General features: G+C 37.9%; 18 protein-coding genes and 1 riboswitch. Of the genes, 15 read left to right on the top strand and 3 right to left on the bottom strand.

The window, feature by feature from the left end; all coding sequences use genetic code 11:
* Positions 1-140: 140 nt before the first annotated feature.
* Positions 141-1,247, bottom strand: coding sequence for a UDP-galactopyranose mutase (gene glf / locus J7W16_RS06915; protein ID WP_210596537.1), 1,107 nt, complete (start codon positions 1,245-1,247; stop codon positions 141-143).
* Between the two features lie 230 nt (positions 1,248-1,477).
* On the opposite strand from glf, the gene J7W16_RS06910 reads away from it, so the two are divergent.
* The 5 genes from J7W16_RS06910 to J7W16_RS06890 all read left to right on the top strand — a co-directional run bounded on the left by J7W16_RS06910 (position 1,478) and on the right by J7W16_RS06890 (position 8,901).
* On the top strand, positions 1,478-2,359 hold the full coding sequence (locus J7W16_RS06910; RefSeq protein WP_210596536.1) for a LysR family transcriptional regulator: 882 nt from the start codon (positions 1,478-1,480) through the stop codon (positions 2,357-2,359).
* Positions 2,360-2,575: 216 nt separating this feature from the next.
* Complete coding sequence (locus J7W16_RS06905) at positions 2,576-4,996, top strand: beta-glucosidase (protein WP_210596535.1); 2,421 nt, start codon at positions 2,576-2,578, stop codon at positions 4,994-4,996.
* Positions 4,997-5,033: 37 nt separating this feature from the next.
* Positions 5,034-5,648, top strand: coding sequence for a hypothetical protein (locus tag J7W16_RS06900; protein WP_210596534.1), 615 nt, complete (start codon positions 5,034-5,036; stop codon positions 5,646-5,648).
* A gap of 210 nt (positions 5,649-5,858) precedes the next feature.
* On the top strand, positions 5,859-8,270 hold the full coding sequence (locus tag J7W16_RS06895) for a beta-glucosidase family protein (RefSeq protein ID WP_210596533.1): 2,412 nt from the start codon (positions 5,859-5,861) through the stop codon (positions 8,268-8,270).
* 67 nt (positions 8,271-8,337) lie between these two features.
* Complete coding sequence (locus tag J7W16_RS06890; RefSeq protein ID WP_210596532.1) at positions 8,338-8,901, top strand: DNA-3-methyladenine glycosylase I; 564 nt, start codon at positions 8,338-8,340, stop codon at positions 8,899-8,901.
* A 125-nt stretch (positions 8,902-9,026) separates the two neighbouring features.
* On the opposite strand, the gene J7W16_RS06885 is transcribed toward J7W16_RS06890, so the two are convergent.
* Positions 9,027-9,230 (bottom strand): hypothetical protein, encoded by a 204-nt coding sequence (locus J7W16_RS06885; protein WP_210596531.1) that lies wholly within the window; start codon positions 9,228-9,230, stop codon positions 9,027-9,029.
* A gap of 197 nt (positions 9,231-9,427) precedes the next feature.
* On the opposite strand from J7W16_RS06885, the gene J7W16_RS06880 reads away from it, so the two are divergent.
* From J7W16_RS06880 to sdaAA, 5 genes are all read left to right on the top strand, one after another.
* The gene (locus tag J7W16_RS06880; RefSeq protein ID WP_210596530.1) at positions 9,428-10,339 is read left to right on the top strand and encodes a LysR family transcriptional regulator; all 912 of its coding nucleotides are present in this window, start codon (positions 9,428-9,430) and stop codon (positions 10,337-10,339) included.
* 99 nt (positions 10,340-10,438) lie between these two features.
* Positions 10,439-11,788: an MFS transporter gene (locus J7W16_RS06875; RefSeq protein ID WP_210596529.1), complete on the top strand. Its 1,350-nt coding sequence runs from the start codon at positions 10,439-10,441 to the stop codon at positions 11,786-11,788.
* 29 nt (positions 11,789-11,817) lie between these two features.
* Positions 11,818-12,921 carry a 5-methyltetrahydropteroyltriglutamate--homocysteine S-methyltransferase gene (locus J7W16_RS06870; RefSeq protein WP_210596528.1) on the top strand — a complete coding sequence of 368 codons (1,104 nt, stop codon included), beginning with the start codon at positions 11,818-11,820 and terminating at the stop codon, positions 12,919-12,921.
* Between the two features lie 253 nt (positions 12,922-13,174).
* Positions 13,175-13,279: riboswitch (glycine riboswitch) on the top strand.
* A 169-nt stretch (positions 13,280-13,448) separates the two neighbouring features.
* A complete protein-coding gene (locus J7W16_RS06865; protein WP_210596527.1) occupies positions 13,449-13,967 on the top strand; it encodes a serine dehydratase beta chain in 519 nt (172 codons plus the stop codon).
* Positions 13,964-14,863 carry an L-serine ammonia-lyase, iron-sulfur-dependent, subunit alpha gene (sdaAA, locus tag J7W16_RS06860; protein ID WP_210596526.1) on the top strand — a complete coding sequence of 300 codons (900 nt, stop codon included), beginning with the start codon at positions 13,964-13,966 and terminating at the stop codon, positions 14,861-14,863. Before J7W16_RS06865 ends, sdaAA begins: the two co-directional genes overlap by 4 nt.
* A 19-nt stretch (positions 14,864-14,882) precedes the next feature.
* On the opposite strand, the gene J7W16_RS06855 is transcribed toward sdaAA, so the two are convergent.
* On the bottom strand, positions 14,883-15,308 hold the full coding sequence (locus J7W16_RS06855; RefSeq protein ID WP_210596525.1) for a GNAT family N-acetyltransferase: 426 nt from the start codon (positions 15,306-15,308) through the stop codon (positions 14,883-14,885).
* 93 nt (positions 15,309-15,401) lie between these two features.
* On the opposite strand from J7W16_RS06855, the gene J7W16_RS06850 reads away from it, so the two are divergent.
* The 5 genes from J7W16_RS06850 to J7W16_RS06830 all read left to right on the top strand — a co-directional run bounded on the left by J7W16_RS06850 (position 15,402) and on the right by J7W16_RS06830 (position 20,590).
* Positions 15,402-16,226: a fumarylacetoacetate hydrolase family protein gene (locus J7W16_RS06850; RefSeq protein ID WP_210596524.1), complete on the top strand. Its 825-nt coding sequence runs from the start codon at positions 15,402-15,404 to the stop codon at positions 16,224-16,226.
* A 28-nt stretch (positions 16,227-16,254) separates the two neighbouring features.
* Positions 16,255-17,139, top strand: coding sequence for a GNAT family N-acetyltransferase (locus J7W16_RS06845; protein WP_210596523.1), 885 nt, complete (start codon positions 16,255-16,257; stop codon positions 17,137-17,139).
* Between the two features lie 48 nt (positions 17,140-17,187).
* Positions 17,188-17,397 carry a hypothetical protein gene (locus J7W16_RS06840; RefSeq protein WP_210596522.1) on the top strand — a complete coding sequence of 70 codons (210 nt, stop codon included), beginning with the start codon at positions 17,188-17,190 and terminating at the stop codon, positions 17,395-17,397.
* Positions 17,398-17,430: 33 nt separating this feature from the next.
* Positions 17,431-18,921, top strand: a complete 1,491-nt coding sequence (locus J7W16_RS06835) for an EAL domain-containing protein (protein ID WP_346726912.1) — start codon at positions 17,431-17,433, stop codon at positions 18,919-18,921.
* Positions 18,922-19,081: 160 nt separating this feature from the next.
* Positions 19,082-20,590, top strand: coding sequence for a glycine betaine uptake BCCT transporter (locus J7W16_RS06830; RefSeq protein ID WP_210596520.1), 1,509 nt, complete (start codon positions 19,082-19,084; stop codon positions 20,588-20,590).
* Positions 20,591-20,671 lie beyond the last annotated feature (81 nt).

The following is a 20,671-nucleotide window of genomic DNA, read 5'->3' as shown; positions in this document are numbered from 1 at the left end:
AGACTCTATTTTTATATTAACATATATATCCAAAAATAGAGATGGACCATAAAGAGAGGTATAGTATTGTATCTATGTCTCTTTAAAATAAAACAAGTGTGGGACATTACTAAAGTTGTCCCACACTTGTCTTCATGAAGTTATCCCAAATCTCCAAGCTCTTTCTCAACTGTAGTTAGTGCAGACCCGATCACTTGGTGCATGTCATAGTATTTGTAGGTAGCGAGTCTACCACCGAAGATGACATTTGATTCGTTGTCAGCTAAAGCTTTGTATTTTTTATACGTTTCGTTATTTTTATCGTCATTGATTGGATAATAAGGTTCATCGCCTTGTTGCCATTCGGTTGGGTATTCTTCTGTGATTACCGTCTTATCCTGAGTACCGAATTCAAAATGCTTATGCTCAATGATACGAGTATATGGTGTTTCCTTATCGGTGTAATTAACTACTGCATTACCTTGATAGTTATCGATGTCTAATACCTTAGTTTCAAATTGTAAGCTTCGGTAGTCTAAAATCCCATGTTGATAGTCGAAATACTGATCAATCATGCCTGTGTAAACGATTTTGTTTGCTAGTTTCTCAAATGATTCTCTTTCTTCAAAGAAATCAACGTCTGTTCTAACTTCAACGCCCTCAAGCATTTTCTCAATCATGACATTGTAACCGCCAATAGGAATTCCCTGGTATTTGTCGTTGAAATAGTTATTGTCATAGGTGAAACGAACCGGAAGTCTTTTTATAATAAAGGCCGGTAAGTCTTTGGCCGAACGGCCCCACTGTTTCTCAGTGTAGCCTTTGATTAGCTTTTCATAAATATCTGTTCCAACAAGAGATATCGCTTGTTCTTCTAGGTTCTTGGGATCAGTTATTCCCGCGGCTTTCCTTTGTTCTTCAATTTTTTGTTTCGCTTGTTCTGGTGTAATAATTCCCCATAGTTTGTTAAATGTATTCATATTAAAGGGGAGATTGTACAATTCTCCATTGTAATTGGCAATAGGAGCATTTGTGTACCGGTTAAATTCGACGAAGCTGTTGACGTAATCCCAAATCTTCTTATTGTTTGTATGAAAGATATGGGCACCGTACTTATGAACATTAATGCCTGCTATTTCCTCATTGTAGACATTACCACCTATATGGTTTCTTTTGTCGATAACTAAGCATGTTTTTCCTCTTCTTTTCGCTTCATAAGCAAACACCGAGCCAAACAAGCCAGCACCTACTATTAAGTAATCATACATAATTTATTCTCCTTACTGTTACATCCATTGTTTATCGTTAGTTTATTCTTCCATATTCATTGTGATTTAGCAACTGGATTTAAGGGGCTAAGCAAAGATTTGTATAGAAATTTGTTGAAATTTGTCTCCTTATCCACTAGAAATAAGAAATTAAGGTTGTAAAATGAAAATGAAATAAAATATACTATACTAATACTATTGATGAGTCCGTGACAACGAAAGGAATTAGTATGAATACTGAAGCATTGGAATACTTCATAAAAGTGTATGAAAAAAAGAGTGTGACTGCAGCCGCTAAGGATCTATATATTACGCCACAAGGAATTAGTAAGATGATTAAGCAACTAGAAATGGAATTGGAAACAGAGTTATTCTATCGTGGGCCACGCGGAATGGAAGCGACAAAGGCTGGTGAGCTATTACATGCACGAGCAAAGCATATTCGTTATCTTATGGAAGATATCAAGAAAGAAATTAGCATTATTAGTGGTAAGAACGGTACTTTGAATGTCGTGGTCACCTATTCAGCAACATCATTATTGCCGATAGATTATTTATATCGTTTCTCTGAAATCAATCCAGATATTCAAATCAAGCTACGAGAATATCCGGATGAGTATCCGCTAAGTCGCTTGTTCCAAGATGAAATCGATGTTGGATTAGTGATGGAGCCTGATGAAATAGAGGATTGTGAATATGAAATGATTGCTCCTGGAGAAGTTGTCATCGTCGTTTCTAAAAGCCATCCATTAGCTGAAAAAGACGAGATTTCTTTAGTAGAACTAGAAAATGAATCTCTTGTGGTCAAATCGGTCGGTGCCGAGCAGGAAAATCAATTCCTAGTTAAATGCCTTGAGCACGGATATACACCTAATGTTGTTCATGAATTTGGTAGTATTATTACAGCACATCGATTATGTAAATTAAATGGTGTTGCTGTTGTCTCGATCGATTTTGTGGAAGAAGCGTACTTGGATGAAGAGTTAAAGATCATTAAATTAAAAGAAAAAATCCCTCAAAATATTTATCTAGTTTTCAGAAAAAGAGGCATTCAATCTAAGTCTGTGTTGCTATTCCAAAGCTACGTAAAAGAAAAAAGTAAGTCGTTTTGATGTGCGAGATGCCTATCAGATCGGCTTTTTTTGTTGTTGTAAACTAAAAGTTCCTCCACGTAACTTTTGGTTGATGGTGATATCTTTGAAGATGCGTTAACGTTAATAGTGCATAATGAAAACCCATACAATGTCGAATGATAGCTCAAATAAAAAACTGTATTGAGGGTCCTGCTAGTAACGTACCTTCCTAAACATACAAGAAGAGGTAATCTAATGAAATACGATCACATCATCAAACAAATGACATTAGAAGAGAAGGCTTCGCTAATGTCTGGAAAAGACTTCTGGCAAACACAAGACATTGAACGTCTTGGCATCAATAATATCTTTCTAGCGGATGGCCCGCACGGAATTAGAAAACAAGCAGAAGCAGCTGATCACTTGGGTCTAAATGAAAGCCTTCCTGCAACTTGCTTTCCAACTGCTGCGACTGTTGCAAATAGTTGGAATACCGCACTTGGTGAAAAAATAGGACAATACCTAGGAACAGAAGCTGTTGCACAAAAGGTCAATGTGTTGCTTGGACCTGGCATTAATATGAAGCGAGATCCACTATGTGGACGTAATTTTGAATATTTTAGTGAGGATCCCTATCTTGCTGGTAAGTTAGCAGCAGGTTATATCAAAGGAATCCAATCGCACGGAATTTCTGCTTGTGTTAAGCATTTTGCTGCTAACAATCAGGAAGAAAGACGGATGTCGATTGATACGATTGTTGATGAACGAACGTTAAGAGAGATCTATCTAACTGGTTTTGAGATAGCTGTAAAGGAAGGTCAAACGAAAACGGTCATGTCTGCCTATAATATGCTGAATGGTGAGTACACAAATGAAAATATTCATTTGATGCAAGAAATCCTCCGTGAAGAATGGGACTATGATGGTGTTGTTGTTACCGATTGGGGTGGGAGCAACGACCGAGTTGCTGGATTAATCGCTGGAAATGAATTAGAAATGCCAACAACCGCTGGTGAGACGAATCAAGAAATTATTCAAGCAATCAAAACAGGGAAGATCACAGAAGACGTACTAGATAGATGTGTTGATCGCTTGCTAGATCTTATTTTTACAACCGAGGAAGTATACAATAAACCCTATCAAAAAGAGATCGATGTCGCATCGCACCATCTAGTTGCACAGCAAGTGGCAGAGGAATCAATTGTCCTTCTCAAAAACGAAGGAAATATCCTGCCACTTAAAAAGGGTGTCAAGGTAGCGACGATTGGTGAATTTGCTAAAGAAGCAAGATACCAAGGTGCTGGGTCATCGATTGTTAATCCAACAATCTTGGATAATACATTGGATTGTATTGCTCAATCTAGCATAGAAAATATTGGATTTGAACCTGGTTTTGAACGATATGGAAAGAAGAATCAGAAGAAAATCGACAAGGCATGTGCACTAGCAAAAGAAGCGGACGTTGTACTGTTGTATATTGGTCTTGATGAAGCGACGGAGGCAGAGGGTTTAGACAGACAAAGTATGAGGATTCCTGAAAATCAAAGAGATTTATTGGATGCTTTGTATAAAGTAAACCCAAATATTGTTGCAATTCTATCATGCGGTGCTGCAGTTGAAATGCCATGGATTCATAAAGTGAAAGGTTTATTACATGCGTATTTAAGTGGTCAAGCTGGAGCTAAAGCAATTCTTCGTGTTGTAACAGGTGAAGTTAATCCATCAGGGAAACTGGCAGAAACGTACCCGATTCGTTATGAGGACACACCAGCATACCATCAGTTCCCAGGTAAAGAAGTGAGTGTAGAATACAGAGAAAGCCTTTATATAGGCTATCGTTATTACGACACGGCTGGAATCAATGTTCTCTTTCCGTTTGGTTACGGGCTAAGCTACACGTCGTTTCAGTACTCGGATCTGAAAGTTACAAAAGATGGAGTGACTTTCACTATCACAAACACAGGAAATATGGCGGGAATGGAAGTAGCTCAGCTCTACGTTGGCTGCCAATCGAAGGCGATTTTTAGACCGAAGAAGGAACTAAAAGGTTTTGGAAAGACGTTTTTAAATCCTGGGCAAACAAAAACAATGACGATTGCTTTCGATGATAAGACATTTCGTTACTTTAATGTGAAAACGAATAAGTGGGAAATCGAACAAGCAAGCTACGAGATTATGATCGGGGCATCGAGTGAGGATATACGTTTAACAAACACAATTTTTATCGAAGGTACGGGTGCACCACTTCCTTATGAGAGCGGGACATTATCATCCTATTATTCTGGTAAAGTAAATAATGTAAGTGAAGAAGAGTTTGAAGACCTCCTTGGACGAAAAGTGCCTGTTTCCACATGGGACCGCTCTAAACCACTTGGCTATAATGACACGATTGCTCAGTGCCAATATGCAAAGGGAGCCTTTGCACGATTTGCCTTTGGTCTTATCGTCTTCTCACATTGGTTTTTAAACAAAATCGGAAAAAGAAGCACAGCGAATATTATTATGATGTCAATCTATCATATGCCATTTAGAGGCGTGGCAAGAATGACAGGTGGCGTTGTGAACATGCCAATGCTAGACGGAATCCTAATGATGGTTAACGGACACTTCTTCAAAGGTTTGCGACACGTGTTAAAGGAAAGAAGTAAGATGTTAAAGGTCGCTAAAAGCCAATAGTTGATACTAACCAAAGGCGGTAAAGGAGAGGTCAAAAATGAGTAATGATCTAAATGATAAAAAAAAGCACGGTGCATGGGCGAGATACAAGGAAAAACACCCTACGATCTCCCAATTCTTAGTTTTCTTTGTATTGAGTAATGGTATTACAGCTCTACAGATTGTCTTAATGCCATTATTTAAAGGGATCTTTGCCAAGACATCATTAGTAAATGAAGACTTCCAAGTTTTGCAGTTTGGTAGCAATTTTGATGGATCGCCTTACTATGTATTTGATTATGCAGCTGGTGCCCTTTCAGAGGGTGGCGGTGGAGGACTTGCTTATTTCCTAGCAGTTCAGATTACGATCGCCATTGCTCAGATTATTAACTTCTTTGCACAAAGAAGTATAACCTTTAAATCAAATAGTAATATTTGGCGAGCTGCATTCTGGTATGTGATCGCATATATTCTAATTACAATCGGTGCAGCAGCAGCTCAAGGCTTCTACAAAGCACCAATCTATGACTTGTTAATGAATACATGGGGGCTAGGAGCCGCAGGGGAAACGGCCGCTGATGTCATTACAATGATTATAAACAGTGCGATTGCCTTCTGGGTATTCTTCCCGATCTTTAAAGTGATTTTCAAACAAGAACCTGAAAAGGAATAAGTAAAAGGTAGTGAAGCAGGGACCAACTGGTTCCTGCTTCTTTTTATTTGCTCTGCATTCACTCTTTCTACCAAAGAAATATTAGAAATAATATGGTATTTATAGTAGAATATTTTATAGTCAAAAAAATAAAATTTTACTAATAAAAAATAAGTTTTTCAGCGGTTTCTTCCTAAAAGTGCCCGCCTAAAATATAAAAGAGGAATTGAGATGAAATACAAACAATTAATTGCAAAAATGACGTTAGAAGAGAAAGCGTCTTTAATGTCTGGAAAAGATTTCTGGCAATCTCAGGATATTGAACGTCTTGGAATTAATAGTATATTTCTTGCAGACGGACCGCACGGGATTAGAAGACAAGCTGTTTCTTCAGATAAATTAGGTCTTAATGCTGGTCTACCAGCAACCTGTTATCCAACAGCGGCAACTGTTGCAAATAGTTGGAATGCTGAACTTGGAGAAAGAGTAGGCGAATACCTAGGAGAAGAAGCGATTTCACAAAAGGTTAATGTCTTACTTGGTCCTGGTATTAATATGAAGAGGAATCCTCTATGTGGTCGTAATTTTGAATATTTCAGTGAGGATCCTTATCTAACAGGTAAAATGGCTGCAAGTTATATTCGTGGGATCCAATCACACGGTGTTTCGGCATGTGTTAAGCATTTTGCAGTGAATAACCAAGAAGAGAGACGAATGTCAATTGATACGATTGTTGATGAGCGGACGCTTAGAGAAATCTATCTAACTGCGTTTGAAATTGCCGTTAAAGAAGGCAATACAAAATCAATCATGTCTTCCTATAATAAATTGAATGGAACGTACACAAATGAAAATCTTCATTTAATGAAAGATATTCTCCGGGGAGAATGGGGTTACAACGGAACTGTGATTACAGATTGGGGCGGGAGTAATGACCGTGTCGCTGGATTAATCGCTGGCAACGAGTTGGAAATGCCGTCAACGTCTGGAGAAACGGATAAAGAAATCATCGAAGCAATTAAAAATGGAACCATTGATGAAAGCGTATTAGATGAGTGTGTTGATCGGTTACTTGAGCTTATTTATTCGACAGAAGGGGTTTACCAAAATCCCCGAGTTGATTTCAATATAGAGCGACATCACCGCGTCTCTCAAAAGGTAGCAGAGGAATCGATTGTTCTCCTTAAGAATGAAGGAAATATTCTACCACTTCCTTTTGGAAAGCGAGTCGCGGTAATCGGGGATTTTGCTAAGGATGCTCGTTATCAAGGAGCTGGATCATCTATTGTTAATCCAACCATTTTAGATCATACGTTAGATTGTTTTGAAGAATCAGGAATACTGAGTATTGGCTATGAACCTGGGTTTGAACGTTACGGTAAAAAGAGTCCGAAAAAAGTAGCTGCCGCATGTGCACTTGCTAAAGAAGCCGATGTTGTTCTTTTGTATATTGGATTAGATGAGGTAACTGAGGCAGAAGGTTTAGATCGTCAAAGTATGATGATTCCAGATAATCAGATCGAGCTATTGAATGCGTTGCACGAGGTGAACCCAAATATTATTGCAATTGTTTCTTGCGGCTCAGCAATCGAAATGCCGTGGATTCCTAAAGTTAAAGGACTTCTTCATGGCTATTTAGGTGGCCAGGCAGGGGCAAGAGCGATTCTGCGTGTGTTGTCAGGGGATGTAAATCCATCCGGGAAACTGGCTGAGACATACCCACTTCACTATCGGGACACTCCTTCCTACCAAAACTTCCCAGGCGGAGAAGTGAGTGTGGAGTACCGGGAAGGCTTATATATTGGCTATCGGTATTATGATACAGCAGAAGTTGATGTACTTTTTCCTTTTGGATATGGATTAAGCTACACTACTTTCGAGTATTCTGACATTCGAGTCCAAGAATATGGCGTGACCTTTAAGTTAACGAATTCTGGAAATGTTGCCGGTATGGAAGTTGCTCAACTATATGTTGGTTGTCAATCTAAGGATATATTTAGACCGAAAAAAGAATTAAAAGGCTTTGTAAAAGTATTTATAAATGCTGGCGAGACTAAGACGATTACGATTCCTTTTGATGATAAGACGTTTCGTTACTTTAATGTTGAGACAAATCAATGGGAAATAGAAGAAGCAAATTACGAGATTATGGTTGGTGCATCAAGTGCAGATATTAAATTATCGAAGAGTTTTTTTGTTAAAGGAACTGGGGCACCACTTCCTTATGAAAAAGAGAAATTGCCTTCCTATTATTCTGGTAAGGCACAGGACGTTAGCATTGAAGAATTTGAAACGTTAATTGGACGTGAGGTCCCTGTGGCTACATGGGATCGATCGAAACCGCTCGGCTATAATGATACGTTAGCCCAGTGCCAATATGCCAAGGGTGTGTCTGCACGGATTGCCTATTATTCAATTATTTTCTCTTTTTGGTTCCTTAAGAAGATTGGCAAAAGAAATACAGCGAATATGATCATGATGTCGATCTACCATTTGCCATTTAGAGGGATTGCGAGAATGACAGGTGGACTTGTAAATATGCCGATGTTAGATGGAATTTTACTGATGGTTAATGGTCATTTCTTTAAAGGTTTGAGAAAGTTTTTACGTGAACGCAAGAAGAAGTTATTGATTGTTAAATAAGCCAAAAAAAGGTGACAAACCGAGGTGGTTGTTGCCTTTTTTACTTTTATATAGTGAGGTGAATTTAATGGCACGTTGTGACTGGGTAAATAGCGACCCATTATATATTAATTATCACGATCATGAATGGGGCGTCCCTGAATATGATGATCAGAAGTTATTTGAGTTATTATTATTGGAAGGTGCTCAAGCAGGGCTTAGCTGGTATACTGTGCTAAAAAAACGTGATAATTATCGTAGGCTGTTTGATCATTTTGATCCAAAAAAAATTGCAGCCTATGATGAAGAGAAGGTACAAAGCTTATTAAAGGATTCTGGCATTATTCGAAATAAGTTGAAAGTAAGAGCTGCAATCACAAATGCAAAACGATATTTTAGTATAGAAGAAGAATATGGTAACTTTTCGAATTATATTTGGTCTTTCGTCGATGGGAAGCCGATCGTGAATCATTGGCAAGCAATGAATGAAGTCCCGGTAACGACAGAAATCAGTGATCGAATGAGTAAATCCTTGAAAAAGAAAGGCTTCAAATTCGTTGGTCCAACTATTTGTTATGCTTTTATGCAGGCGAGCGGAATGGTTCATGATCATCTCACTACATGTATTTGTTATAAGAAGGATCTTGTTTAAGGATCTAACTGATGACAACCTTGATAAGGGTAGCACTAGTACATAACGGCTAGTGCTACCCCATGTGTTGATGGTACATAGATTTAATTTGGTGGATAATATTTAAAGTATTATTGTAAGTTGCGTTACTCGCTTCTGTTAATGCGATCCATTGCTTTATGAATAGAATCGACAACAAATGGATCCTTTTGCTCCACTTCAGAAAGAGTTATTTGATGATTTCGTAATTGATCTGATATTTCATTAATGTCTTCTTGAGTTGAGATTGGGACAAGATTTTGTGTCATCATTCGTTGAAGCTCTTCTGCAACTTTATTTTCTAAATCCATGCTACCAACTCCCTTTCAACATTGTTTATTTCTAAAGATAGTGTTAGTTAATTGATGCTGTTTATGTAGAGATTTCTTGTTTTTAGGACTGGTGGATTTTAGAAGTTTGAGATGGTGGGATTACCGAAGGCTTTTGATTTGTAGTCAATTGTTGGAGCTATTAGAACGTATATAAAAAGGAAAAAAGGAGCTATCATATGACGATACAACAATTAAAATATGTGATTGAAATTGTCCTCTGTGGTTCAATTAATGAAGCTGCACGTAGACTGTATTTGTCACAGCCGAGTTTATCGAAAGCAGTTAAGGAGCTTGAAAAGGAAATAGGTATTACCATTTTTACAAGGACAACTAGAGGGATTACACTTTCACCTGATGGAGCCGAGTTTCTTGGGTATGCAAGACAAATCGTTGAACAAACGGAATTGCTCGAGCGTCGTTATTTTAATACGACACCATCACAGCAGCTATTATCTGTTTCTACACAGCATTATGCATTTGCAGTAAATGCCTATGTCGAAATGATCAAGAAATACGGAGCAGATGAGTATCAATTTACTTTAAGAGAAACAAGAACGTATGAAATTATTGAAGATGTCAAAAATCTACGAAGCGAAATTGGAATTTTGTATATGAGTTCGTTTAATGAAAAGATTATGAAGCAAATGTTAAAGGAAGAAGGGTTAGAATTTCATCTGCTGTTTGAAGCGAATCCTCATATTTTTGTGAGTTCTGAGAGCCCGCTTGCAAAGAAAACATCAGTGAGCCTAGAAGATTTAGAACAGTTTCCTCGCTTGTCATTTGAACAAGGAGAATATAATTCCTTTTATTACTCTGAGGAAATTTTTAGTACGATTCCACACAAGAAAAGCATACAAGTAAGTGATCGTGCGACGCTTTTCAACTTGTTAATTGGATTAAATGGGTACACTATATCAACAGGTATTTTAAATTCAGATTTAAATGGTTCAAACATTGTTTCGGTTCCACTAGAGGAGAGCGAGACGATCTCAGTAGGGTGGATTGTACATAAGAAAGCACAATTAACAAGGATGGCCCGCCTTTATTTACAGGAGCTTGAACAAATCATCAATTATTTTGCTCCTTGATATAGCTTCAAGTTATAACGAGCTATCGATTTTTTCAGTTAGTCTATAACAAAAGCCCATGCTATTATACACAAATAGATAAAGATAGGGGTGTAGAACATGGGAACAATTAATACGTCTAAGGTTGTGGCTACAAGTTCGTTTAACAAATTTCACTTATTAGTATTTTTATGGTGTTTCTTTGCGATAGCGTTTGATGGATTTGATATCGCTATGTATGGAATTGGTCTACCACTTATGATGGAGGATTATGGGTTGACGTTAGTCGAAGCGGGGGCGATCGGAAGCTATACATTAGTAGGTATGATGATAGGAGCATTTGTTCTTGGTCTAATGTCAGATATTATCGGACGCAAAAAGGTACTAGCCATATGTATGGTATTATTTAGTGTCTTTACTCTATTGGCTGGATTAGCACCTAATGCGACAATATTCACCATCATGCGTTTCATTGCTGCTTTAGGAATGGGTGGGTTAATGCCCGCTGTCATTTCGATCATGACGGAATACTCACCTAAAAAGAATCGGGCTCTCATCGTCGCATCAATGTACTGCGGGTATTCGCTTGGAGGAATTACTGCATCACTTGTTGGTATGTATTTGATGGAGGATTTCGGCTGGAGATTCTTATATTATCTTGGGATCATTCCGCTTTTTGTATTACCATTCTTTCTAAAACAATTTCCTGAGTCTCTTTCCTATTATATTTTCAGGAAGAAGGGGAAGGAAATTGCGAGTATCTTGAATAAAATTGATCCAAGAGGAAAGTATCTTGAAAGAGCTGATTATGAGTATGCAACTGTGAAGGAGCAGGCTACAGGCTTTCCAGTGAAAAAATTATTTTCGAATAATCGAGCAAGTAGTACATTCGCATTTTGGATTGTTGTTTTTAGTTCACTTTTAATGATCTATGGATTAAACACATGGCTTCCAAAAATCATGCAAGGGGCAGGCTATGGTATTACATCAAGTCTTTCCTTTACCCTTGTATTAGGAATTGGTCAAATCGGTGGGTCTTTATTAGGTGGCTACTTAGTTGAGAAAATTGGTCATCGTCGTGTTCTTGTAATGATGTTTTTTATAGGAGGGATTTGTTTTGTTGCCCTTAGCATGACGTCTAGTGTATTAGTTCTATATGTTTTAGTTGCTTTAGGTGGTGCCTGCACTGCTGGAACTCAAAATCTAGCAAACCCGTACATTTCTGAATTTTATCCTAGAGAAATTCGAACGACTGGAGTTGGAGTGACAGTCTGTGTTGGACGAATAGGAGCTATTTTAGCCCCTGTTCTAATTGGACTATTATTAGCAACAAATTTAGAACCACAGCATGCATTTATGGCATTTGCTATTCCTAGTGTACTTGGTGGTGTCGCTTTTCTTTTCGTCAAGGAGAAATATGGAAGCTTTGATCAAGTTTCAGTTACAAGAAAGACTCAAAAAGCTAGTTAAAAAGATATTTAAAATGGGAGATGGAGAAAATGACAAAACTAATAACAAAAGCACCGTTTCGTGCAGATCATGTAGGAAGTTTCTTAAGGCCAGAACGTTTAAAAGAAGCTAGGTTAAAAAAACAAAATGGTGAAATATCAGCAGAGCAATTACGGCTGGTTGAAAATGAAGAAATCATTCGTTTGGTGCAGAAACAAAAGGAAGTTGGCCTGCAGGCAGTTACAGATGGAGAATTTAGGCGTTCATGGTGGCATTTTGATTTCCTTGCAGGGCTAGACGGTGTCGAACTCTACCAGGCAGAGTCAGGTATTCAATTTCATGGAGTTCAAACAAAACCACTTGGCCTAAAAGTGTCTGGAAAGGTTGACTTCACAAGTCATCCGATGATCGAAGACTATAAATTCCTACATGAAATTGCTGGTGATCATGTCGCTAAATATACGATTCCTAGTCCTAATATGTTATTTTTCAGAGGGTCAATTGAAGAAGCAGTCTATCCTGATCATTCGGTCCTATTCGAGGATCTAATTGTGACTTACCAAAAAGTCATTCAAGCGTTTTATGATGCTGGGTGTCGCTATCTTCAGTTAGATGATACTGCGTGGGCGGTCTTTTTCTCTGAAGCAGGTCATAAACAAATTGCTGCAAGAGGGCAAGAACCAGAGACACTAGCGAAATTATTTGCTCGAGCAATCAATGAATCGATAGCGAATAAGCCTGAGGATATGGTGATTACGATGCATATTTGCCGTGGGAATTTCAAATCAACATACACAGCAAGTGGTGGGTATGATAATGCTGCCAAAACGATTTTTGGTGGTTTAGATGTCGACGGATTATTTCTTGAGTTTGATGATGAGCGTTCAGGTGGCTTTGAACCACTACGCTATGTAAATCGTAGTGATTTGCAAGTTGTCTTAGGCCTTGTTACTTCAAAATATGGTGAACTTGAAAATCCTGAAAATATCAAAGCTCGCATTAAAGAAGCGAGTGAATATATTGGTTTAGATCAAATTTGTCTTAGTCCTCAATGTGGTTTTGCTTCAACAGAGGAAGGAAACCTGCTAACAGAGGAGCAACAGTGGGGCAAGGTTAGTCATGTAATTAAAATCGCTGAGGAAGTTTGGAATTAAAGTGTAAGAAATGTCTTCGTACTAGGCCGCTGAAATAAGGTGAGAACCACCTTGTTTTGGTGGCCTTCTCTATGCAAAAGAGGTTTATTACTGGGAAGTATGGCAAAGATGTTTAGGCAATATAACCAAAGTCAAACGGAATTGTATGTAGTGACTACACAGAGTTATCTTTATATTGCAAATACATACTAATTCGCATGTTATAGTGTACCTTCACATACGATTTAGCATATAATAAAAGAAATAGTTGCGAATGATGATTACAGGAGAGCACAACGGCAATGTTGTCACCGAAGGAGCAAATCCCAAAAAAACCTTGGGGTATAAACTCTCAGGTAAAAGGAACTGTAATTGGACGCACCTCTGGAGAGAGCTTTGATGCCACCAAAGGGGAAACTACTGGATATTGTAATTCAGTAGGGAATCTTTCAGGTAAAAGGACAGAGGAAGGGTATGTTTTTGCTTACCTTTCCTCTGTCCTTTTTTTCGTGGAATGGCAGATTGGCAAGCTAGAAGGGAGTCACTTGATGGAATTTAAAAGTTGTTTTGATATTATTGGTCCAATCATGGTCGGTCCTTCGAGTTCTCACACAGCCGGTGTTGTGTTAATTGGCAGGTTTATACATGAACTGTTAGAAGGGACTCCGAAACAGGCAACGATTACTTTCTATGATTCATTTTCAGAAACTTATCAGGGGCATGGAACGGACAAAGCTCTGCTTGGTGGATTACTTGGTTATAATACAGATGACGCAAGAATTAAAGAAGCAATCGTGTTAGCAAAGGGTAGCAACCTTCACTATGAGTTACGTCTTGAAGAAAACTGCCCTTATTATGATCATCCTAATACGACGGTTGTCAGAGCTAGTCGGGGCGATCGAACGATCAAAGTTGGCGGAGCTTCTATTGGTGGCGGATTAGCCAAAATCTTCTTACTTAATGAAATGAAGGTTGATATTCGATTAAACACAGGTAGCGAAATCTCTCAGTTTGTTCGAGATCATCAATTGCTTTTAGGAGCAAGAGAAGGAGATAGTAATTCATGAATATCAAATCAATGGATGAATTATTGTATCAATGTACTGAAGAGAAAAAAACGATTGCTGAAATCATGCTTATGATGGAAGTGGAGAATTCGGGCAAAGATCAAGTTGTGATTATGAATATGATGAAAGAACGATTGATTAAAATGAAAGAAGCTGTTGATCAAGGAGTAGCAGATCAGTCGGTCGCTCCCAGTGGGATTTCCGGCGGTGATGCGGTGAAAATGCTCGAATATACTAGGAGCGGAAAAGCGCTTTCAGGTGAGTTGATAAGTGATGCAATGATCTACTCCATGGCAACATCTGAGGGCAATGCCCGCATGGGGGTTATTGTTGCAACACCTACAGCAGGTTCTGCCGGTGTCCTACCTGGAGTGTTATTCTCTCTTCATAAAAATCAAGGAATACCTTATCCTGAGTTAGTAATGGGGTTATTCACTGCGAGTATGCTCGGTTACATCATTGCAAATCGTTCATTTATTTCAGGTGCAGCTGGTGGATGTCAAGCTGAAATTGGTTCTGCAACTGCGATGGCCGCTGGAACAATTGTTGAATTAAAAGGTGGTTCTCCTAAGCAAGCGATACACGCAACGGCGATTGCAATGAAGTCACTACTTGGACTTGTCTGTGATCCGGTTGCGGGATTAGTTGAGGTTCCCTGTATTAAACGTAATGTGATTGGTACATCCATCGCATTTTCAGCAGCGGATATGGCCTTGGCAGGTATTGAAAGCCGTATTCCTTGTGATGAAGTGATTGGAGCAATGTATCAAATTGGCAAAGAAATGCCTCGGACATTGAAAGAAACATCACTTGGCGGACTAGCAATGACTGATACTGCTCAAAAAGTAAAGGAAAGATTATATCACTGTAACAGTTTAACAAAACCCAACTTTTAACTGGTTGGGTTTTTTCGTATCATTGATTCCAGCTTGAAGGCTGATCAATCTTTAATTGCATTGTATCAACATGTTTAAATCCGAATTTCTGATAGAGTGTATGTGCATCTTTCGTAGCGAGTCCATATGATTTCACTTGAATACTTGGATGTTCCATGATACACCGAATCAACCATTTTCCTAGACCGTTGCCTCGAAAATTTGGGTGAATGATTAGATCACAAATCCATGCAAATACAACCTGATCTGTCACGACTCTTGCAAACCCAATTTGTTGATCTTCACAATAGATTCCAAAACAAATTGATTGCTCTATACTGAGTTTTATTACTTCTATTGGACGATCTGCAGCCCAATAGCTCGTTGATAATAATTCAAAGACTGCGTCAATATCAATTTTAATGCGGTCATCACTAATACTGTAATGATCTTTATGCCATTCCATATCGTTCCTCCCCTTTCTAATTATTGGTATAATGAAGTATATTTAACTTTATTGCAAGAGAAAATTTAATCACCTAATACGAAAGGAGAAATCATGAAGCTATTAACCTTTAAAAAAAATGATGAATTGGTGTTAGCGATGAAAAGAGGTTCAGCGATTGTCCCTTTAAAGAAGAAGATAGACGAGATGTATGAGTTAACGGATGCCACCATCAATGAGTTTTTAGATGAAGGAAATGTCTTTGAGGAAGAGGGGATTGAATACGGTCCATGTGTCCCAGTAGGTAAAAAAATTATTTGTGTTGGTCTAAATTATAAAAAACATGCCGAAGAATCAAAGATGCCGATACCGACATCCCCAATTCTTTTTAATAAATTTGAAAATGCTCTTGCAGCTAGTCACGAATCAATTTCGTTACCTGATGTTGCAAAACAGTACGATTATGAAGCAGAGCTCGGTGTTGTGATAGGAAAAAAAGCAAAAAATGTGTCTCCAGCTGAAGCATTAAATTATGTATTTGGTTATTGTAACGCAAATGATCTTTCGGCTCGTGATCTACAATTCGAAACGTCTCAGTGGTTATTAGGTAAAAGTCTAGATCAATTCTGTCCGATAGGCCCTTATGTCGTGACTAAGGATGAGATCACAAATCCAAACGATCTGGATATTGCTTGCTACGTTAATGGAATAAAGAAACAAGATTCTTCAACTAAAGATATGATTTTTAATGTTAGTGAAATAATTAGCTATGTATCAAAGTATATGACATTACAGCCGGGTGACTTAATTTTAACAGGTACACCTGAGGGCGTGATGTTAGGTGTACCTGAAGACGAAAGAGAGTGGCTTAAGCCTGGCGATGAGATGCAAGTTGTGATCGAGGGACTCGGTGTGTTAGAAAATAAATTAGTCAATTAAAATTAAATGATAAATCGGGGATAAACATATGAATTCACTTAAATTAATCAGTGATTATAAGAACAATATTGTCTACAGAGAAAGTTTCAATGACCTAGCGAAACAAGTATTCGGACTAGATTTTCAACCTTGGTACAAGCGAGGATATTGGAATGATTTATACATATGTCATTCTTTTTTAGATAAAGAAAAAATTGTTGCAAATGTTTCTACAACCATGATGAATCTAGTTATTGATGGGAAGGACGTTTCTGCTATTCAGATTGGCACAGTTATGACAGATCCTACCTATCGAAAAAAAGGATTGTCGACTGCTTTACTAAATCATGTTTTGAAGAAATTTGAAAAGGAAGTAGAACTTATATTTCTTTTTGCAAATCGATCTGTCCTAGACTTTTATCCGAAATTTGGCTTAGTAGAATTACCTGAATGTGAATATACATACGAATTTGATCGTCCTAGCGGCTTTACTCCACGTGACATTACTAAGTTAGAGCCGCTTCAAGACAATGAGCATTTATCCATTATTTTCAATATTTACTCAAAAAAAGTATGTCGACCACAATTAGATGCAAAGGATACAGAGGGTTTGCTTGCATTTTACTGTTTATTGGTATTTCATGATGCTGTATACTATATTGAGGAATTGAATGTTATCCTTATCTTCAAGATTGAGAACAATGTTTTGCAGCTATATGAAGTGATTAGTGAGAAACCATTGTTATTTGAGGAACTGATTGCTTTTATACCGGGAATATTTAATGAAATTTCTTTTTATTTCATTCCTGACTTTGATGATATTAATGTATGTATAAAGCCTAAAATAAAAGGGATTGACGATGTCTTATTTGTAAAAATGAACAAATCAGTATTTCCAAATGAGATTCTATTCCCCATTACAACCCATGCATAAAATGAATAAAACAACTAGATGATAGTGATCGAAAGTAGGAGAGTATTTTTGTATATTTCGTATTCTGACATAGCGTATTACAAGATGTTTGATCAAGCAGCTACAAATATGTTGAAAACACTTAGCAAAATGATTGGACATGGCACGTATTTTGTCTCGCATATTGATGAAGAATGGTTCTCTGTTTTAAAAGTTTATGGAGAAAATCAGGTTAATTTTGTTGAGAGAGAGCGAAAGCCTTTGCGAGATGCTTATTGACAGCTTCTCTATCCAGATGGCCGTGAGCCATTAATTATAGAAAATACATCGCAGCATGAGTTTGTATCAAACCTTCCGATTACTTATTTAGGGATCGGTGCTTATTTAGGTGTGCCGATTGTTCTGAAAAATGGGATGATCTTTGGGACGTTATGTGTTTTAAAACAAGAGACTTTTCCTTTTTCAAGTGATGATATTGAAACAATTACAAATATGGCTTCGTTTCTGGGATATTTAATCGACTTAGAATACACGTCGATCCATGATGTGGCAACAGGACTTTATAATAATGCATTTACCTCGACCTATATAGGTGAGTTAGTAAAAGAAGAACGATCTTCATTTTCAGTCATTTATTTTGATTTAGACCAATTTAAATATATTAATGATACCTTAGGTTATTCAGTCGGAAACCAATTACTTGCTACAATTGGGGAGCATATCAAAAAGGAGATTGGCGAGGATGGGGTCATTGCTAGGTATGGCGGTGATGAGTTTGTGCTTGTACTTCCTTTTGAAAGAGCTTCTAAGAATCTAGAAATAAGTCTTGCTTCATTGATGAATCGCTTTACAAAACCATTCCATGTGAACGGGCAGGCGTTGTTTACGAAGGCGAGTATTGGTATAAGCTTTTACCCTGATGACGGAAGTGACTTCAATGATTTAATCAAACATGCAGAGATTGCTATGTATGAAGCGAAGGCAAATGGTAGGAATAATTATCAATATTTTAATCAGAACATGAATGTTGAAGTGAATAGAAAATGTGCTTTGACGAACGATTTATCAAGAGCAGTGGAAGATAAGGCATTGGAGGTTTATTACCAGCCCCAATTTAATATGCAGAAGAAATTCATTGGAATGGAAGCGTTAGTCCGCTGGAATGATCCTATTAATGGCCCCATTCCACCTGCTGAATTCATTCCGATGGCAGAGGAAAACGGATTGATTCTAGAAATTGGCCAATTTGTCCTAGAGACTGCTTGTCGGGATGTGAAAGAACTTATGAATCGTGGGATAACCGATGTTAAAGTAGCAGTTAATTTGTCGGTGAGGCAATTTGAGGAAAATCATCTGGTTGAGAAGGTCAAGAAAATATTAGAAGTCACGAATCTAGCACCTTCAATGCTTACTCTTGAAATCACAGAAAATATTGCGATTCTTGATATAGCTGATACAATTTCAATACTAGAGCAAATGAAGTCATTAGGTGTGCAAATAGCCATTGATGATTTTGGTACGGGGTACTCGTCTTTAAGTTATTTACGAACATTACCAATGGATAGTGTTAAACTTGATCGCTCCTTTACAACAGACTTGACAGCAGATAAGAAACAGGCAACGATTGTCGGTGCTGTCATTATGATGGCACATGCTCTTGAGCTTCAAGTCGTTGGTGAAGGCATTGAGACAAATGAACAGATGAGGTTCTTAGAAGAACTAGGTTGTGATGAATTTCAAGGGTTTTTACTTGGAAGACCGATGCCATTTGCAGATATTTTAGAGTTAGCCAATCAGCAGTAGTAAGTTAGACTATGAAGGGGAGGAGCTGTTAGGATTAATCACAGCTTCTTTTTTGTAGTATTCTTTAAAATCTGTTAGCATAAAGGAGTTGCGTTTTTTTTGTCGGATTTAGGGAAGACTTTAAGAGTACATAGGAACAAATTAAGTAGGGAGTGATTAGATGAATAAAGTATCTAATGTGTTTTGGATTACTATTGTCCTTGTGGCGATTGCTGTAATCTTTGGGGTTATTGCACCTCAAGGCTTTGAAGATCTGACTGGTAATCTACAAGGGTTTATTACGACTTCATTTGGTTGGTATTATCTTATCTTAGTTACAACGATTGTTATTTTCTGTATTTTCCTGATTTTTAGTCCTGTAGGTGCGATTAAATTAGGGAAACCAGATGAAGAACCTGAATATACAAAGCGGACCTGGTTCGCGATGTTATTTAGTGCGGGTATGGGGATTGGACTTGTCTTTTGGGGTGCTGCTGAGCCGCTTTCTCATTTTATGACACCTCCCTTAGCCGAAGGTGGAACGAATGAAGCATATAAGGAAGCGATGAGATATACCTTTTTCCATTGGGGTATTCATGCTTGGGGTATTTATGCTCTTGTTGCATTAGCACTAGCTTATTTTAAATTTCGTAAAGGTGAACCTGGCCTCATCTCAGCAACATTAAAGCCTGTACTCGGAAAAAGCATGGAGGGACCTCTTGGTGTTGTCGTTGATGTCATTGCTGTATTTGCAACAGTCGTTGGGGTCGCTACAACACTTGGTTTTGGTGCTGCACAAATAAATGGTGGACTTTCATATTTATTAGGTGTACCTAATAATTTCACTGTTCAATTTATTATCATAGCTGTTGTCACTGTTTTATTCATGATTTCTGCATGGTCAGGGTTAGGAAAAGGAATCAAGTACTTAAGTAATACAAATATGGTTTTGGCTATCGCCTTATTTTTACTCGTTTTCTTTGCTGGACCAACAATTCTTAGTTTAAATATGTTCACAGATACAATAGGAACTTATCTACAAAGCTTAGCAAGAATGAGTTTCCGAATTGCTCCATTAGATGAAGGGCATCGATCTTGGATCAATGGTTGGACGATTTTCTATTGGGCTTGGTGGATTTCGTGGTCACCATTTGTCGGGATTTTCATTGCACGTGTTTCACGAGGCCGAACGATTCGTGAATTCATAATTGGTGTACTGCTGCTTCCGGCACTTGTCAGCTTTCTATGGTTTGCTGTCTTTGGTACGGCTGCGATTGAGGTTCAAAATTCAGGAGTTGATTTGACACAATTTGCGACTGAAGAAGTGTTATTTGCGATCTTTAATGAGTTTCCATGGTCGGCATTGCTTTCAATTGTTGCTGTCACGTTAATTAGTACATTCTTTATTACATCAGCAGATTCGGCGACTTTTGTGCTCGGGATGCAAACGACAAATGGTTCATTAACCCCACCTAATTCCGTTAAGCTAACATGGGGTGTTGCCCAATCTGCAGTTGCTTTAATTTTGTTATATAGCGGTGGGCTTCAAGCATTACAGAATGCCTTAATTGCAGCAGCATTTCCGTTTTCTTTTATTATGCTACTGATGATGCTCTCGCTGTACAAATCGTTAGCGAAAGAGAAGAAAGAATTAGGGCTATATTTTAAACAAAAGAAACTACCTAAATAAATCGCTTTGTGTAAATGAAAAGGTCACTGTGATTTGGTTGAATAAACCTAGTCACAGTGACCTAATTTAGTTGACGGCAAA

Source organism: Halalkalibacter suaedae, from assembly GCF_017939705.1.
GTDB lineage: Bacteria > Bacillota > Bacilli > Bacillales > Bacillaceae_D > Halalkalibacter > Halalkalibacter suaedae.
Note: the sequence above shows the minus strand (reverse complement) of the source record. Positions and strands in the feature narration are given on the sequence as shown.